Origin of the sequence: Streptomyces sp. NPDC050508 (assembly GCF_040655155.1) — a bacterium.
Lineage (GTDB): Bacteria > Actinomycetota > Actinomycetes > Streptomycetales > Streptomycetaceae > Streptomyces.
This window is the reverse complement of sequence record NZ_JBFAJJ010000008.1, coordinates 78,032-95,140: the sequence shown is the minus strand read 5'-3', so window position 1 is coordinate 95,140 and position 17,109 is coordinate 78,032. Positions and strand designations below refer to the sequence as shown.

Here is a 17,109-nt window from a genome sequence, read left to right as displayed (position 1 = left end):
CCGCCGAGCTTATGCCGTGCCCGCGCGGGTCGCCGCGCGGGCCTGCTGAGGGTGGTCGGTCCGGCGGGTGTGTACCCCGGCGAATCGGGGGAAGCCGACGAGAGCGCTCGGGTCTCTCCCCCGAACTCGGGCAGGACTGCTCCGCCCGCGGCCCATCCCCCGTGGCCGCGGCGGAGCGGTTCCACCGCGCTTGCCCGGCTGACCGGCTCAGCCGTGCAGCCGTACCGGCACTTCCTGCCAGCCGAAGGCGATGAAGGACGGCACCTGCCGCAACTCGTCCGGGTCGACGGCGAGCCGGGCGTCCGGGAAACGGTCGAAGAACGCGGGCAACGCGGTCAGGGCCTCCACGCGGGCGAGCGGTGCCCCGATGCAGCGGTGCACGCCGATGCCGAACGACAGGTGGTCGTCGGCTCCGCGGGCCGCGTCGAAGACGTCCGCGTCCGGGCCGTAGTGCGCGGGATCGAGCCCCGCCGCGGCGAACGTCGTGATGATGGCGTCCCCGGCCGGGACGGTGACGCCGCCGACGGTGAGGTCAGTGACCGCGAACCGCAGCGGCAGCGAGGCGATGGACGGGTGGACGCGCAGGGTCTCGTCGACGACCGCGTCCCAGCCGATCTTCCTGGCGCGCACGTCCGCCAACTGCTCGGGACGCTTGAGCAGGGCGATGATCGCGTTCCCGATGAGGTTGACCGTCGTCTCGAAGCCCGCGCCGATCACCAGCAGCAGTGTGTACAGGAGTTCCTCGTCGCTGAGCCGGTCGCCGTCCTCGTCGCGCACCCGGATCAGTTCGGTGGTGAGGTCGTCGCCGGGGTGCTCGCTGCGGTGGGCGATCAGCGCGGGCAGCACCGTGCCGATCTGCTGCTGCACGAACGCCGCGTGCTCCGGTGACGGGTCCGAGGTGTCCATGATGGCCGCGATGAGGCGGCCGGTGTCGTCCACCAACTCGTCCGGTACGCCGAACAAATCGCAGATGATCCGCATCGGCAGGGGGTGGGCGAGTGCCGCCCTGATGTCGACCACCTCGGCGTCGTCGGCCGCCACCGCGTCGAGCAACTCGGCCGTGATCGCCTCGACCCGGGCCCGCATCGCCTCGGTGCGCCGGTGCGTGAAACTGGGCGCCACGAGTTTGCGCAGGCGCGCGTGGTCGGTGCCGTACGTCGAGAGCATGTTGATCACGCCGACCCAGCCCAACACCCAGCCCCAGGAGGGGTGTTCGTCGATCTCCGACCACAGGTTCCAGTGCAGCCGGGGGTCCTTGCTGACCTGTGGGTCGAGGATCAGGTCCTTGAGGGTGTCGTAGCCGGTGGGGGCCCAGGCGGGGATGCCGCCGGGCAGTTCGACGGGCACGATCGGGCCGAGGGCACGCAGCTTGGCGCTCTCGGCGGCCATGTCGGCGCCGAACGGGTCGAGGGCGATGCGGTCGGACACGGTCACGACGGGTCTCCTGGCTGGTCGGGGGAGCGGGGGCTGAACCGGACGGGCAGCGAGGTGAGCGAGCGATGGAAGGGGCCGGGACGCCAGCTCAACTCCGCGCGCGGTACGACGGGTTCGAGGTCCGGCAGCCACAGGGTGAGCCGCTCGATCGCCTCCGTCGCGATGAGCAGGGTGTGCTGCTTGACCGGGCAGGCGTGCGGGCCCGCCGACCACGACAGGTGCGAGGCGTCCTTGGGATGCCGGCCGCTGACGACCTCCTGCTCGGCGAAGTGCGCGAGCGCGCCGTACGAGACGACGACCGGGACGGCCGGCCTGATCCACGCGCCGTGGAACGTCACGGGTGAACGGGCGTAGTGGATGCCGTAGTTGGCGAGCGGCGTCTCGTGGTGCAGGACCTCCACCACGGCGTCCATGACCGGTCGGGCGCCACTGGTCAGAGTGGAGTAGTAGACCGAGGTGCCGAGGATGCGGGACAGGGCGTTGGACACCAGGTTCGCCGTCGGCTCGTGGCCCGCGCCCAGGGTGAGGAACACCTGCCAGGTGACCTCCTCCGGGGTGAGCCCGGCCGGATGGTCGAGCAGCCAGCTGGGGAGATCGTTGCCGCGCGACTTGGCCTTGGCGGCGATGAGTTCGAGGACGTAGCCGCCGAACTCAGCCTCGCCCTCGGCGGCTTGGGCGCCGCCCTCCATCATCATGCCCAGCGCCCGGTCCAGCCGCTCGCTCTGGCTGTCGGGCAGCCCGAACAGGCTGTTGAACACCAGCGCCATCAACGGCCGCGCGAACTCGCCCACCAGATCGGCCTGTCCGCGCGGCCCGATCCGGCTCACCAGCACATGCACGGCCCGGTGCACCCGCGCCCGCAGATCGTGCGGCTCGATCCGGTCGAAGGTGTCGATGAGCGAGGCACGGTAGCGGACATGCGCGGCGCCGTCGGCGAACAGGGAGTTGGGCCGCCAGCGCATCATCCCGAGCACCGGCGAGTCCTCGGCGACCGTCGACTCCCACGGCCTGGGGTCGTGCGAGAACGTGTCGGTGTCGCGCAGCAACTCCAGCGCCGCCCGCCGCTCGGTGACGACGTACGCCGGTACGCCCGGGGCGAGTTCGGCCCAGCCGACCGGGCCCTGGGCGCGCAGGGCGGCGTAGTAGCCGTAGGGATCCAGCGCGAAGCCGTCCTCCCACAGGTGGACGGGTCGGGTGGGCGAAGTGGTGGTCACCGGTGCTCCGGAGGGTCGCGGTCGATCAGATGCTGGACCAGGGCGAGCAGCGCGTCGAGGGACGAGTTCGCGTCCCGGGCGTCACAGGTCACCAGCGGCGTGCCGGGCTCCAAGTCCAGGGCGGCGCGCAGCTGGTGCTCGGTGTGGTGCCGGGGCGCGTCCGGGAAGGTGTTGACGGCGACGGCGTACGGCAGCCCGCTCTCCTCCACCAGCCCGAGCACGTCGAACGAGGCGTCGACACGACGGCTGTCGACCAGGACGAGCGCCCCGAGCGCGCCGTACGCGATGTCCTCCCACAGTGCCCGGAACCGCTCCTGCCCGGGTGTGCCGAACAGGTACAGCACGATCCCGCCCGGCAGGCTGATCCGCCCGAAATCGATGGCGACGGTCGTCGTCGACTTCTCCCGCACCCCGGCGAGATCGTCCACGTGGACAGACGCCTCGCTGAGCCGCTCCTCGGTGTGCAGCGGCCGAATCTCCGACACGGAGTCGATGAGGGTCGTCTTGCCCACCCCGAAGGGACCCGCGATCAGGATCTTGACCAACTCGCGGGCGCTGTCCGGCAGATGGAGGCCGCCGGTGGTGCTGCCGCTAGTGGTGCTTGAGGGCGCGTAGGCCATCTGCGACTCTCTTCAGCAGGTCGGGGTCGAAGCGTTCGGCGGGCGGGATCGGGGCACGGGCGAGCACCAGGCTCCGGTCGACGAGACCGGCGGCCAGGACCCGCACCGCGGAAACCGGCAGCTCCAGCAGGGCCGCCGCCTCCAGTACCGTCAGTGAACCGGCGTACAGGGCGTCCAGCAGGGCGAGTTGGGCCGCGGGCAGACCGGCCGGGGCGGGCTCGCCGCTGCCGCTGAGCACTGTCAGCCGTTCCAACTGGGGGCGGCTCGGCCGGGCCACACCGCCGGTCGACAGATACGCGGGAACGAGAGGACGGCCGCCGCGGCGGCCCGTCATGCCGGCGCGCCGCCGTCAACTCCCCGCGGAGCGGCGGCCATCGCCTTCTCACCCAGCCGCGCCACCTGCGAGTGCACCCGGTGCGCCAGCAGATCCAGCCGCACCTCGGTGTCGCCGTAGGCCGCCACACAAGTCCCGTGATCCGTAGGGACGATGAGCACATAGCCGTGGTCCGACTCGATGACCACCTGCCGTATCTCGGCCCCTTCCCGGTCGGCGAAGGCCGCCGCGGCCGTACGGCACGCCCCCTGCACCGTGCTGGTGATCGCGGCCACCCGCTCGCCCGAGGCCTGGGACAGCGCGTCGGTGTACCCCCGCACCAGCCCGTCCCGGGTCAACAGCACCGCGGCCAGCACATGCGGCACCTCCAGGATCGCATCGAGCGCCCATGCCGTGTCGCCCCCATCGCGGCTGGTCATCTAGCCGCTCCCCCCTCGTAGTCGGTCTGTTGCGTGTCGTGCGCTGTCGCTGTTCCGGGTGCCGCAGTGCGCTCTCCTACGGTGGTCCCGTCGTCGTCGTTCGCGGCGCGTGCGGCGGCGGTGCCGGACTGGAGGGCGCCGAGCGCGGCGGCGGCCTGCTCCGGGCGGCGCTCCGGCTGGTGTGTCTGCGGGGCGGTCGGCGCGACCGGTGCGGCTGGTGCGGCGACCGGGGTGCGCCGTCGTCGACGCGGCAGGCCGCCGGCATCGGGTAGGGCCTGGTGCCCGGGCACGTCGGCCACGGCCCGCTCGTCGCGCTCCGAGCCGTAGGAGTGGGTCGGTGCGGGTGCCGGCGTGCGCGTGCGTGTGGGGGCCCGGCGGGTCGAGCGCGGGGCGCTGGCCGCGGGCGGCTGCCGCTCGGGGTCGATCCGGCTGAGGAGGTGGCTGTCGATCCGCAGGACCGCGCGGACGCCGCCGTAGGGAGAGGGCGAGGAGACGTCGACGCTCAGGTCGAACTGCCGGGTCAGCCGGCCGATCGCGGCGAACCCCATGCGCGGTGGGTCGCCCAGGTCGGTGAGCAGGATCGGGTCGGAACCGGCCAGCAACCGCCGGGCGTGGTCGCGTTCGTCCTGGGTCATGCCGAGCCCCGCGTCGTCGACGGTGACGCAGGCCCCGTGATGGACGTGCTCCAGGTTGACCACGACGTCGGTGTCCGGGGCGGAGTGTCGCAGCGCGTTGTCGAGGAGTTCGGCGACGATGACGGCGACCGGCTCGACGGCGTGCGAGACGAGCGCGGTGCCCGCTTCGAGGTGGTTGTGCACCCGCACCCGGTGATAGCCGGCGAGCCGGGCCTGCCCGCCGGTCACCGCCTCGACGAGGTGCGACTCCTCACGCGCGAGCCCGACCCATGCCCCGCACACGACGGCCGCGACCTGAGCACGGCGCAGCGACTGCTCGTTCTCGTGGTCCAGCATGAACAGGGTCTGCGCCAACTCGGGGTCGTCGTAACGCTGTTGGAGGGAGCGCAGGGCGTCCTGCAACCGGTAGAGCGCGGCCTGGATCTCGCGGGTGGCCCCGCGCATCCCGGCCTGCGCGGCGGCGTCGATGCGGGTGCGCTGCGCGGCGAGTTCCGACCGCACCGCGTGCAGCACGCTTTCGAGGGCGATCCCGAGCGGTGAACCGATGAACTGCGGCTGCGCCGGGCCCGGTACGGCGAGCCGCGAATGCGTCAGCTGCCGGGCGGCGGCCGGGATCCGCTGTGCCGCCAGATGCTCGGCCTCGGCCACCAACGCCGCCTGAACGCCGTCCAGTCGGCTTCGCAACTCGGCGATCTCCGCGCGCTGCAGGGCACGTTGACGCCGCGACCGCAGCAATCCGGCGCCGAGTGCCAGCGCGGACAGTGTGCCGGCGGCGAGCGCACCGGCCACCAGGTCCGGTAATTCGGTCATCGAATCGAGTCCAAGCGACGTCGGGCAGGGCTGAGTTCGGCCCCTGAGGCGGGGCGCCCGGAGCACAGTACACACCGTCATCGACCGCTCTCGCACGGTGTAACAGGACTTCCCTCCGAAACTGACCGGCCTCTGTTCGCTTCTGTGCCAAGTGTCTGAAATGGCGTGTGGGGAAAGGGAGTTGAGTCGTCGGGGTGTGGATGGGATCGGCGGGCCGTCCCGCGTACGCCGACCCCAGCCCGAAGCCCCGGCATGCCCGAGATGCCGGAGTGATCCCGTAGGCGTCTAATGGGGATGTCGGATGTGTCACCCGGCGGAAGAGGCCGAGGCCATGGCGCCCACGGAATCCAGCGCAGGGGACGGACGGACGGCTGCCAAGGGGGTGCTGCGGCGGCTGGGGGAGTGGTGCGCCCGGCACTTCGTGATCGTGATCGTCGCCTGGCTCGTCGCGCTGGCCGCGCTCCAGGTCCTCAACAGGTCCTTCGGGGGCGACTATTCGGACGACTTCTCGCTGTCCGGCGTACAGTCCCGGCACGGTCTGCAGATTCTGAAGGAACACGATCCGGCGGCCGGGGGCTACAGCAGCCAGATCGTCCTGCACGACAAGGACAAGCAGCTCACCTCGCTGACCTCGCAGATGTCCGAGACGGTCGGCGACCTGCAGAAACTCCCGCACGTCCTGTCGGTGCAGAACCCGCTGCCACAGCCCGGCACGCAGACGCCGACGTCCACCGGCCCGAACGTCGGCCCCCTCTCCTCCGACGCGAAGGCCGCGTACATCACCATCCGCTTCGACGTGCAGCCGTCGACCCTCGGCGACGGCTACCTCCACGGCGTGGACACCTCTGTGAAGCCGCTGCGCGCCGCCGGCGCCCAGGTCGAGTACGGCGGACCGCTCGGCGAACTCGCCCGGCCCGCCGCCGACGACCGGATCAGCGAACTCATCGGGTTCGCCGTGGCGATCGTCGTCCTGCTGATCGGCTTCGGCAGTGTGATCGCCGCCGCGATGCCGCTGGTGACCGCGCTGATCAGTGTGATCGGAGGACTCGCCTGCCTCGGGCTGCTGGCGGCGGCGTTCACTTTCGCGACGGTGTCCCCGACCCTGGCGACGATGATCGGGCTCGGCGTCGGTATCGACTACGCCCTCTTTCTGATCACCCGTCACCGGCAGAACCTCATGAACGGGGACGACCCCGTACGCGCCGCCGGGCAGGCCACGGCGACCAGCGGCCGGGCCGTGCTCGTCTCGGGCTGCACTGTGATCATCGCGCTCGCCGGACTGTTCGTGTCCGGTGTGCCCTTCATCGGCAAACTCGGGCTCGCCGCCGCCGTGACGGTGGTGTCGGCGGTCGTCGGCGCGCTCACCCTCGTACCCGCCCTGCTCGGGCTCCTCGGCAAGCGGATCGACCGCTACCGGGTGCGCCGCCCGGTGGCCGAGACCGACGCCGCGCCAGGCACCGAACCCACGGGCACCTGGCACCGCTACGCGCAGCGCGTGGAATACCGGCCGTGGACGTTCCTCGCGGCGGGCGTCGCGGCCGTCGTCGTCCTCGCGATCCCGGTGTTCTCCCTCCAGCTCGGCCACATCGGCGACGGCGCCGACCCCACCTCGTTCACGGACCGACGCGCCTTCGACCTGATGACCGACGCCTTCGGTCCCGGTGCCAACGGCCCGCTCACCATCGTCATCGACCAGACAGGCGTCCCGTCCTCCCAGCGCTCGGCCCTCGCCGGCCAGGCCCAGAAGACCCTCGACGGGGTGCAGGGCGCCGCCAAGGTCACCCCGCTGACGACCACCAAGGACGGGGACGTCCTGGTCGGCACCGTCTACTCCAAGCAGTCCCCGCAGAGCGCCGACACCACCGACCTCACCAACCGGCTCGTCCACAACACCCTGCCCGACGCGGTCTCCGGAACCTCCGCCAAGGGCTACGTCACCGGCACCACGGCCGCACAGGTCGACTTCCGCGACATCGTGTCGAGCCGGCTGCCCCTGATCATCGGTGTGGTGGTCGCCCTGGCCTTCCTGATCATCCTCGCCGTGTTCCGCGGCCTGCTCGTAGCCGTCAAGGCCGCCGTCCTCAACGTGCTCTCGATCGCGGCCTCCTACGGCGTGGTCGTCGCCGTCTTCCAGTGGGGCTGGGGCGGCCCCGCGCTGGGTGTCTCCGGCAAGGTCCCCATCGAGAGCTACGTCCCGATGATGATGTTCGCGATCATCTTCGGCCTGAGCATGGACTACGAGATCTTCCTGCTCTCCCGCGTCCACGAGGCCTGGCTGCGCACCGGCGACGCCGAGGCCTCGGTCGCCCACGCCCTGGAGATCACCGCACGCGTCATCACCTGCGCCGCGCTGATCATGGTCAGCGTCTTCGCGGCCTTCGTCCTCAGCGACAACATCGTGGTCAAGATGCTCGGACTCGGCCTGGCCGTCAGCGTGCTGATCGACGCCACGGTCGTACGCCTGCTGATGGTGCCCGCGGTCATGACCCTGCTGGGCCGCCACGCCTGGTGGACACCCCGCTTCCTGGACCGGATCCTGCCGCACATCGACGCCGAGGGGGAGCAGGACGCGACGTGACCGTCAGTCGTCAGTCGTCAGTGGTCAGGCATCGGGCGTCAGGACAAGCATCGTGACATCGTCCCGGACCTCTTCGGAGTGCCGCAGCACATCGGCCCACACCCGCTCCGCCAGGTCGGCGCAGTCGCCCTCGGCGAGCACGGCCAGCCGACCGGTGAACGGGTAGAAGGCGCCGGCCCCGTCCCGTGCCTCCCACACCCCGTCGGACGCCAGGAACAGCCGGTCCCCGGGCAGCAGCGGCACGGTGACGGCGCCGAGCGGGCCTGAATCGGGCAGTCCGAGACCGAGCGGTGTCCACGGCACGATGCCGATCTCCGTCACCTGCCCCGCGCGCAGCAGCACCGGAGCCGGATGCCCGCAGGCCACGATCCGCACCGCCCGCGCGTTCGCCGAGAACTCCAGCAGCACGGCCGTGGCGAACAGTTCCGCGTGCCGCGACCGCGCGGAGTCCACCACGAGCCTGCGGTCCAGCCGTGCCGCGACCGCCTCCAGGTCCGGCAGGTCGAGCACCGCCTCCCGGAACGCGCCGAGCAGCGAGGCCACCGTCGCCACGGCCGACAGCCCGTGCCCCTGCACATCGCCCATGACCGCCCGCACGCCGTACGGCCCGTCCCGCACGTCGAAGAAGTCCCCGCCGACCAGCGTCCCGCGCTGTGCCGCCCGGTACAGCCCCGCACAGCGCACCGGCCCCACCCGCTCAGGCAACGGCGGTACGACGGCCCGCTGCGCGGCCTCGGCGACCGTGCGCTCCAGGCCGAGCTGGGCATCACGGCGGCTGCGGACGAAGGACACGAACACGCTCAGCACCGCGACGAACAGGACCGTCAGCAGATCGGTCTCACCGGGATCGTTGAGATGGAACGCCGGAACGGTCAGCAGGGCGACCGTGGCGCCGCCCATCAGCGCGGTCGCGAGCGGGCCGTAGGACAGCCCGGCCAGCGGCGGGATGGCGCCCAGCAGGAACCCGATGTCGAGCGAGTGCGGGCTGACCAGCGTCGCCACGCCGACACCCACCACCAGAGCGCCCGGCAGCACCCGCACCCACCGCGGCGCCGGCGCGCCCCGAAGCCACCCCCGCCGGGCCGGCTCCCGGTCCCGGCGGAACGACGGAACGCGCACCTTCGCCACAGCACCACGCTCCTACGGCGGGACCCGACCCGCACTCCGAGCGGCTGGAGCTAGGCCGTGTCCGCAAGGTCCCGCCTGCCCCGCGACGCCCGGCACGCACTCTCGCCGCACCGGGCGAAAGCCCAAGTACGCCCAGTACGAGGGCTCCCGCCCGGCACTCCCCCAGCCTTCGGCCGGGGGGACCCCCAGAGCACGCACCGGACGCCGCGGGGCCCGCCCTTCGGGCGGACGACGGGACCTTGCGGACACGACCTAGAACGGCGTGAGCGTCAGCCGTATCCCCGTCGGCGCCGTGTCCTGGACGTACGACGCGAAGTCCGCCACGTCGTCGAAGGCGAAGCCGTACGCCTTGCCGTCGGCGGTCGCCGCGTGCACGGCTTTCGCGTAGTGGTTCGTGAGGTCGGTGGCGTAGAAGCTCGACGGGTCGGTGGTCGGCTGGGCGCTGTTCGACAGGAGTGTCGAGCGGTTGAAGCCGGCGCCGAGCACGGCCGCGACCGGGCCCGTGGTGCCGTCGTTCGGGGCGGCCAGGTTGCCGTCGCAGAACAGCACGTCCCGGGTCGACGGCTTGGCGAACGAGACCGAGGCCGGTCCGGTGAAGGTGAATCGGTCGGCGCGCACCCGCCCGGTGAAGGCACCCGCGTTCGTGGTGACGGTGAGGTCCTTGCCGGTGTACGTGCTCCACACCTCGTCGATGTACGGCGCGAAGTAGTCCGCGGCGAACAGGCCCGCGTCCAGCCCGTGCCCCGGCGCGATGACCCGTGTGTCGCCGACGATCAGCGGGGCGAACGCCTCGACCTTCCGTACGGCGTCGAACACCGACGCCCGCCCGTCGTCGCGCAGCGTGCCCGTCGTCTGGTCCTGCGCGCCGGTCAGCCGGATGCTCAACGGCACGCTGAACATGTCGACCATCGTCGTGTTGCAGAACATGCCCGACGCGTTGTGCGTGAACTCGGCACAGTCGTGCAGCACCCCGTAGTTGGGGTCGGACGTCACCCAGCCGGCCGGGTACTGCAACGCGGGGTTGCCGTTGCCGTCCGCCACGGCCTTGAACTTGAGCTTCGCGCCGAGCGAGACGTAGATGCGGCCCGACAGGTACGGGAGCGAAATCGTCGTCTCCGTACCGGAGTTGAGGCTGATCGCGTAGTCGGTGAAGCCGTCCGCGCCGTTGTCCGAGAGCGCGATCGGCGCGAGCGTCCCGTCGGGAGCGACCCGCACCTGCTTGCCGTCCACGTTGCCGACGATGTACACGTGCACGTTCGCGTTGTCGAACGAGCCGCTGTTGTTGACGAGCGTCAGCGGGAGCGCGCCCGCCTGATCGGCGCTCGTCTCCATGGACTTGGTGTCCGCGAGGGCATGCGGTGCGAGCGCCGCGACGACGGGAGCGGCCACCGCCGCGCCACCGAGGGCGAAGAGGAGCTTGCGGCGGCCGAGCGTGCGCTGGTGACGGGGAGTCATGTGGGGGGACCTCCGGGCGAGTCGGGCTGTTCGGAGCGGACGGTGCCGACACATTGAGAGCGCTCTCACAGCGTGCGCCAGCACCGCCGCCGGGGCCCGATGTTACGCACGACGACCGCCCCGGCCAATGGTTCGGCGAGAAGTCCCCGCGGCGCTGACCTGCGGAGACGCGGGGAGTCGGGTGGCTTAACCGCCGCTTAAGGGCCACTTAAGCGCAGGGCGAAGCGTTCACCCCTGCTTCACCACCCGTACCCGGGAGCCTCTTCCCTCCCCTCACGCGGCCTTCTAGCCTCGCCACAACCCATGTCTCTTTGTTCCCCCTGTCCCTTCCCTATGTCCCTTCACCGAAAGGCGACTTGACGCATGCGTCACCAACTCCTGGGCACGGCAAGACGGTTCGGCGTCAGGGTCGCGGCCGTGGCGGTCACATCCGCGCTCGCCGCGTCCGCCCCGCTCCCCGCCGTCGCGGTGAGCGGCCCGGCCGTCCGGCCGTCCGCACTCGTGGACCCGCTGATCGGCTCCTCCAACGGCGGCAACACCTACCCCGGCGCCACCCTCCCGTACGGCATGATCGCCTGGTCCCCGACCAGCACCACCGGCGACCAGACCAGCACGGGAGCCGCCAACGGATACGAGTACGGCGCCACCCGCATCCGCGGCCTGAGCCTCACCCACGTCAACGGCGCCGGCTGCAACCCCGGCGCGGCGGGCGACGTACCGATCATGCCGTTCGTCGGCGACGTCACCTCGTCACCGTCGGCGGACACCAAGGACGCCGTGTACGCGTCGAACTTCTCGCACGCCGACGAGAAGGCCACCCCCGGCCGGTACACCCTGGGCCTCGCCTCCGGCGCCACCGCCGACCTGGCCGTCAGCAAGCGCGCCGGAGTCGCCGACTTCACCTTCCCCGCCGACCGCCCGGCGAGCCTGCTCTTCCGCGTCTCCAACTCCCTCAACGGCAGCCAGGACGCGCACATCGACATCGACGCCGCCCACCAGAAGGTGACCGGCTGGGTGTACACGGGAGCCTTCTGCGGGCGCCGCGCCAACGGTGGCGTCAACAACCGCAAGAGCTACTACAAGCTCTACTTCAGCGCCTCCTTCGACCGCGCCTTCTCCACGGTCGGCACCTGGCACGACAGCACCGTGTCACCCGGGTCGACGACCGCCTCCGGAGGCGAGGGATACGCCACCGGCGCCGACCGCGCGGGACGCGGCTCCGGCGGCTGGGTCGGCTTCGACACCGCCTCTGACAACGATGTCCGCATGCGGATCGGCATCTCCTACGTCAGCCTCGGAGGAGCCGAGTCCAACCTGCGACAGGAGATCGCCCCGCACGCGCGCGTGGCCGATGTGGCCGAGGCCGGTGCCCGCGCCTGGGACCGCGAACTGAGCACCGTACGCGTCGACGGCGGTACCCCCGCCCGCCGCCAGACCTTCTACACGGCGCTGTACCACGCCCTCATGCAGCCCAACCTGATCAGCGACGAGGACGGCCGCTACTGGGGCATGGACCAGGCCGTGCACCGACTGGCACGCGGGCAGCGGGCGCAGTACAGCAACTTCTCCGGCTGGGACCAGTACCGCGCCCAGATACAGCTGCTCGCCCTCCTCAAGCCCACCGTCGCCGGTGACTTCGCGCAGTCCCTCTACAACTTCGCCCAGCAGAACGGCGGAGTCTGGGACCGCTGGGTGCACATCAGCGGCGCCACCCACGTCATGACGGGCGACCCGTCCGCCGCGACCCTGGCCACCTTCTACGCCATGGGCGTGCGCAACTTCGACTACGAGGGTGCCTTCGACTCCCTTGCCCACCAGGCCACCGTCCCCAACCCGGACGAACTCTCGGACGCCGGCTGCCCCGGCCAGTGCGTGGGCCAACGCCCCAACCTGGCCCAGTACATGGCCTCCCACTACGCGGCCCAGGACGCCTGCCACTGCTGGGGCGGCGCCGCCGAGACCCTGGAGGACGCCGTCGCCGACTCCGCCCTCGGCCAGTGGGCGAAGCTGCTGGGCAGGGACGAGGAGGCGCAGACCTTCGCCGCGCGTGGCGCGTACTGGCGCAATGTCTTCAACCCCGCCACCGGCTACATCCAGGCCCGCAAGCTGGACGGCTCCTGGGTGACCCCGTTCAACCCGGCGAGCGATCTCGGCTTCGCACAGGGCTCGGCAGCCGCCTACGTCTGGATGGTCCCGCAGGACGTGCAGGGACTGGCCGAGGCGATGGGCGGACGCGAGACGACGGCGACCCGGCTGGACGGCTTCTTCCACACCGCGGACGGCGCATGGTCGGTCCGGGGCGGCGACGCGCTGCGCTACGACCCGACCAACGAGCCCGACATCCACGCCCCTTGGCTCTACAACTCCCTCGGACAACCCTGGAAGACCCAGGCGACCGTCCGCCAGATCCTCGACACCGCCTACGGCACCGGCCCCAAGGGCCTGCCCGGCAACGACGACCTCGGCACCATGTCCGCCTGGTACGTCCTCTCCGCCCTCGGCATCTATCCGCGCACCCCGGGCAGCGCCGACCTGCTGCTCGGCGCACCCCTCTTCCCGAAGGCGGTCGTGGACCGGCCGGGCCGCACGGACATCGTCATCACCGCACCCGACGCCGACGACACCCACCAGTACGTCGACGCCGTACGCCTCGACGGCCGCGACCTGACCCGTTCGTGGACCGGCGCGGGCCTGACGCTCAAGGGCGGCAGGCTGGACTTCCGGCTCGCCACCGAACCGAACACGAGCTGGGCGACCGACCCGGGACAACTGCCGAAGTGACGTGCACCGGCCCGGCGGAGTCCCGCTCCGTCGGGCCGGCCCGGAAATACGTTGGACGGGTGGGAGATCAACCCCCTAGCGTGTGCGTGCACGCCTTGAGACCAACGAAAGGAGGCGAGTGCCATGAGCTTCACAACACCCCAGCGCTCCCTCCCCGTTGACCCGGCGTGCCACGACTGACCCGACCGGGAGCGCTCCACGCGGTACCCCTCCCGGAGGAAACCCATGACCGATCTGGTCATCCGCTCGCTCGACGAGAGCGACACCCATCTTTTCGACACCCTTCCCGACTCGCTCGGCGCCCGAGCCGCGCACCGGCTGACGACCTGGCGGCCCGACTGGCAGCGGGTGGCCCTGCGCGACGGCACGGTCGTCGCACGCGGCGCCTGGTGGGGCGGCCCGAACGACACCGAACCCCTCACCATCGACTGCTTCGACGTGATCGAGGGAGAGGAGGAGGCGGGGGCCGAACTCCTGCGCAGCGCACCCTGGCGCGTCGGCGCGGAACTGAACCTTCCCACTGGCTGGCGCGACAGCCCCGAGCTGCGCGCCGCCGCCGAGACACGCTTCACCGCCCTGCGCGCGGCCGGGTACGACCTTCTGGTCGAGCGTTTCATCTACCGATGGACCCCGGAGTGCGGACTGCCCCAACGCCCCGGACGCCTCGTCTTCGCCCCCGAACCGGACGACGCCGTGTTCTTCGACGCGCTGCGCCGCATCCACTCCGTCACCCTCGACGCCCACGCCCAACTGGCCATCCGCCAAGGGGGAGTCGAAAAGGCCGCACAGGAGGAGATCGACTTCTTCCGCTGGTGCCCGTCCCCGCGTGAGTGGTGGCAGGTCGCCCGTACCCCCGAAGGCGACCTCGCGGGCATCCACATCCCGGCCCACAATCCCTCGGGTCCCTGTATCGGCTTCATCGGAGTCGTGCCGGAACAGCGCGGCCACGGCTATGCCCGCGACCTGCTGGCCGAGTGCACCCACTATCTCGCCGAGCGCGGTGCCGAGTTCATCGCCGCCGCCACGGACCAGGGCAACTTCCCGATGGCCGCGCACTTCGCCGCGGTCGGCTATCCGGTCATCCGCGAGCGCGCCAACTTCCAGTTCGTCGAGTAGCCGTAGCAGCCCGTAGACCTGCGGGACAGTCGGCCCGGTCCGTGATCCGTGCCGGGCCGACTGTCAGTGCCGGGTGCCATGCTGGCGGCAGGTCGATCTACGGCCGGTCGGTCCACGGTGGGACGGAGGCGCGATGGGTTTCGTGGGCGAGGTCTGGCAGGTGCGCAGCGGCGAGGAGCCGGTCGGGGACATCCTGATCGACGACGCCGACTTCCCCTGGCTGTCGGGCAGGTTCACCGCCGGTCCGGCGTTCGGCGGGGTCGAGGAGCTGTTCGCGCGGGAGCTGGCCCTGACGAATGCGGACGACGACGGGCACTGGATCCGCTGGGAGGAGGCCTACGACGAGATCCGGCGGCAGGTGACGCTGACCTCGCCGGACGGGCCCGTGCCCGAGTTCCTGCTGCACATCGAGGGCGACCGGGCCTGGTTCCGGTGGAGCGACGAGCCGTTCGGCGACGACGAGTCCGACAGCGAGGCCGACAGCGCATGACTCAGGCGGTCCCGCTGTCCACCATCGCTTCGGCCTCGGCCAGGATCTCGGTGACCCGCTGCCCGAAAGCCGCGTCGCACGGATGCGGTCGGCCCGTGCGGACGGCCTCGCCCAGCGCGTCGGCGGCGCGCACCAGGGCGGACACCGCATCGCCCGAGCTGTCCGGAAGGCTGGTCACCCCGGCCTCGCTGCGCAGTTCGACCGCGACTCCGGCCGCCGCGGTCGGCGCGGTCAGGCTCAGCGTCAGGGTGCTCGACGCACCGCCGACGTGGTCGAGGATCAGCAGCGCCGTGTCCCGGGGGCCACGCACGGCAGCCGCCACCCGGCGGACGTCACCGAGCACCGGCAGCAGCACGGACAGGGCGTGCGGGCCCACGTCCCACAGCGCGCCCTTCTCCTGCCGCCAGGGCGAGGCGGCGAACGGGCTGTCGCTGGTGAACACCGATCCGAGCCACTCGGCCCGAGCGGTGAACCAGCCCTCCGCGGCGGCCTGTTCGGTGATCCACGCGTCGGTCTCCGGCTGGAAGCGGGTGGTGAAGAACACGACCGACGCGACCCCGGCCTCCTGGACCGCGTCGACCACGGCCCGCCCCTGCTCCACCGTCGGCGCGAGAGGCTTGTCCAGCAGCAGATGACGGCCCGCCCGCGCGGCCCGCACCGCCAACTCGGCCTGCACGGACGGCGGAAGGGCCACGGCGACGGCGTCCACGTCCGCGAGGAGGGCGTCGACATCGTCGTAGGCGGGCACGCCGTGCCGGTCCGCCAGTTCCTTCGCGGCGTCCGGGCGGCGGCCCCACACGCCCGCGAACTCCCACTCCGCGTGCCCGCTGAGGGCGGGGGCGTGCGCCATCTGTGCCCAAGGGCCGGTGCCGAGCAGTCCGATGCGCATAGCGCTGCCTCTCCACGGGTCGAACCTGGTGACGACCGGAGTCGATCCGACCGGCCGGTCGCCGGTGAGCGTGCCACACGGACGGGGCAGGTGCGCAAGCCCTTCCCCGGACTCGCCGATTGAGCAGTCCCGCTGCTGGATGCGTTCGATTTCTTCTATTGGACCTGCGGACCCGGGTCGGAGAGGCTGGAGAGTGCGTCCTGTCCGCCGGGACCCGATCGGTCGTCCGGCGGCGTCGGACGGCACGGTTCTGCGCGACAGCCGGAAGACCGGAAGACGCGACAGCCGGAAGACCCGAAGAGGAGCACGAGCAATGGACACCCGCCGTATCGGTGACGTCGAGGTCAGTGCGATCGGCCTGGGCGGAATGCCCATGTCGATCGAGGGACGGCCGGACGAGGCACGCTCCCTCGCGACCATCCACGCCGCGCTCGACGCGGGCGTGACGCTGATCGACACCGCGGACGCCTACCACCAGTTCGCCGACGAGGTCGGACACAACGAGACCCTGATCGCCAAGGCCCTCGCCTCCCACGACCGGGGCGCGGACGTCCTCGTCGCCACCAAGGGCGGCCATCTGCGCCCCGGGGACGGCAGTTGGACCCTGGACGGCAGCCCCGCGTACCTGAAGGAGGCCTGCGAGGCATCCCTGCGGCGGCTCGGCGTGGAGGCCATCGGGCTCTACCAGTTCCACCGCCCTGACCCGAGGGTCCCGTACGCGGACTCGGTGGGCGCGATACGGGAGTTGCTCGACGAGGGCAAGATCCGTATGGCCGGCATCTCGAACGCGAACCCGGAGCAGATCCGGCTGTCGAACGAGATCCTCGACGGCCGACTGGTCTCCGTGCAGAACCAGTTCTCCCCGGCCTTCCGCTCCAGCGAGCCGGAGCTGGACCTGTGCGACGAACTCGGCATCGCGTTCCTGCCCTGGAGCCCCCTCGGCGGCATCGCGCGCGCCGGTGAACTCGGCTCCGCCTACGCGCCGTTCGCCCGGATCGCCGAGAAGCACGGCGTCAGCCCGCAGCGCGTGTGCCTGGCCTGGATGCTCGCCAAGTCCCCGGTCGTCGTACCGATCCCGGGTGCCAGCCGCCCCGAGACGATCCGCGACTCGGCCGCCGCACCCGAACTCACCCTCTCCGCCGAGGAGATCGCGGAGCTGGACGCCGTCTGAGAAGGCCGTGACGCCGGAGGCGCAGCGCATGGCGG

At 71.5% G+C, this 17,109-nt stretch carries 14 protein-coding genes; 5 read left to right on the top strand and 9 right to left on the bottom strand.

Going from position 1 to position 17,109, the window contains the following annotated elements; genetic code table 11:
• Positions 1 to 207: 207 nt before the first annotated feature.
• The 6 genes from AB0I69_RS23485 to AB0I69_RS23460 are packed head-to-tail and all read right to left on the bottom strand — an operon-like array spanning position 208 to position 5,466.
• Positions 208 to 1,434 (bottom strand): cytochrome P450, encoded by a 1,227-nt coding sequence (locus AB0I69_RS23485; protein WP_363097606.1) that lies wholly within the window; start codon positions 1,432 to 1,434, stop codon positions 208 to 210.
• Positions 1,431 to 2,648 carry a cytochrome P450 gene (locus AB0I69_RS23480; RefSeq protein ID WP_363097605.1) on the bottom strand — a complete coding sequence of 406 codons (1,218 nt, stop codon included), beginning with the start codon at positions 2,646 to 2,648 and terminating at the stop codon, positions 1,431 to 1,433. The genes AB0I69_RS23485 and AB0I69_RS23480 overlap by 4 nt, the downstream gene beginning before the upstream one ends.
• Positions 2,645 to 3,268, bottom strand: a complete 624-nt coding sequence (locus AB0I69_RS23475) for an ATP/GTP-binding protein (protein WP_363097604.1) — start codon at positions 3,266 to 3,268, stop codon at positions 2,645 to 2,647. The genes AB0I69_RS23480 and AB0I69_RS23475 overlap by 4 nt, the downstream gene beginning before the upstream one ends.
• A complete protein-coding gene (locus tag AB0I69_RS23470; protein ID WP_363097603.1) occupies positions 3,240 to 3,602 on the bottom strand; it encodes a DUF742 domain-containing protein in 363 nt (120 codons plus the stop codon). Before AB0I69_RS23470 ends, AB0I69_RS23475 begins: the two co-directional genes overlap by 29 nt.
• Complete coding sequence (locus tag AB0I69_RS23465) at positions 3,599 to 4,021, bottom strand: roadblock/LC7 domain-containing protein (RefSeq protein WP_363097602.1); 423 nt, start codon at positions 4,019 to 4,021, stop codon at positions 3,599 to 3,601. Before AB0I69_RS23465 ends, AB0I69_RS23470 begins: the two co-directional genes overlap by 4 nt.
• Positions 4,018 to 5,466 (bottom strand): ATP-binding protein, encoded by a 1,449-nt coding sequence (locus AB0I69_RS23460; protein WP_363097601.1) that lies wholly within the window; start codon positions 5,464 to 5,466, stop codon positions 4,018 to 4,020. Before AB0I69_RS23460 ends, AB0I69_RS23465 begins: the two co-directional genes overlap by 4 nt.
• Before the next feature lie 331 nt (positions 5,467 to 5,797).
• Here AB0I69_RS23460 and AB0I69_RS23455 point away from each other — a divergent pair, with 331 nt between their 5' ends.
• Positions 5,798 to 8,044, top strand: a complete 2,247-nt coding sequence (locus AB0I69_RS23455) for an MMPL family transporter (protein WP_363097600.1) — start codon at positions 5,798 to 5,800, stop codon at positions 8,042 to 8,044.
• A 24-nt stretch (positions 8,045 to 8,068) separates the two neighbouring features.
• Here AB0I69_RS23455 and AB0I69_RS23450 read toward each other — a convergent pair whose 3' ends face one another.
• Entirely contained in the window at positions 8,069 to 9,163 is a 1,095-nt protein-coding gene (locus AB0I69_RS23450) for a PP2C family protein-serine/threonine phosphatase (RefSeq protein ID WP_363097916.1), read from the bottom strand.
• A gap of 261 nt (positions 9,164 to 9,424) precedes the next feature.
• Positions 9,425 to 10,627, bottom strand: a complete 1,203-nt coding sequence (locus AB0I69_RS23445) for a beta-1,3-glucanase family protein (protein WP_363097599.1) — start codon at positions 10,625 to 10,627, stop codon at positions 9,425 to 9,427.
• A gap of 363 nt (positions 10,628 to 10,990) precedes the next feature.
• Between AB0I69_RS23445 and AB0I69_RS23440 the strand changes: the two genes are divergently transcribed.
• The 3 genes from AB0I69_RS23440 to AB0I69_RS23430 all read left to right on the top strand — a co-directional run bounded on the left by AB0I69_RS23440 (position 10,991) and on the right by AB0I69_RS23430 (position 15,014).
• Complete coding sequence (locus tag AB0I69_RS23440; protein ID WP_363097598.1) at positions 10,991 to 13,408, top strand: GH92 family glycosyl hydrolase; 2,418 nt, start codon at positions 10,991 to 10,993, stop codon at positions 13,406 to 13,408.
• 225 nt (positions 13,409 to 13,633) lie between these two features.
• Positions 13,634 to 14,524 (top strand): GNAT family N-acetyltransferase, encoded by an 891-nt coding sequence (locus AB0I69_RS23435; RefSeq protein WP_363097597.1) that lies wholly within the window; start codon positions 13,634 to 13,636, stop codon positions 14,522 to 14,524.
• Positions 14,525 to 14,657: 133 nt separating this feature from the next.
• Positions 14,658 to 15,014 carry a hypothetical protein gene (locus AB0I69_RS23430; RefSeq protein WP_363097596.1) on the top strand — a complete coding sequence of 119 codons (357 nt, stop codon included), beginning with the start codon at positions 14,658 to 14,660 and terminating at the stop codon, positions 15,012 to 15,014.
• Position 15,015: 1 nt separating this feature from the next.
• On the opposite strand, the gene AB0I69_RS23425 is transcribed toward AB0I69_RS23430, so the two are convergent.
• A complete protein-coding gene (locus tag AB0I69_RS23425) occupies positions 15,016 to 15,903 on the bottom strand; it encodes a Gfo/Idh/MocA family oxidoreductase (protein ID WP_363097595.1) in 888 nt (295 codons plus the stop codon).
• A 313-nt stretch (positions 15,904 to 16,216) separates the two neighbouring features.
• Between AB0I69_RS23425 and AB0I69_RS23420 the strand changes: the two genes are divergently transcribed.
• Positions 16,217 to 17,074: an aldo/keto reductase gene (locus tag AB0I69_RS23420; RefSeq protein WP_363097594.1), complete on the top strand. Its 858-nt coding sequence runs from the start codon at positions 16,217 to 16,219 to the stop codon at positions 17,072 to 17,074.
• Positions 17,075 to 17,109 lie beyond the last annotated feature (35 nt).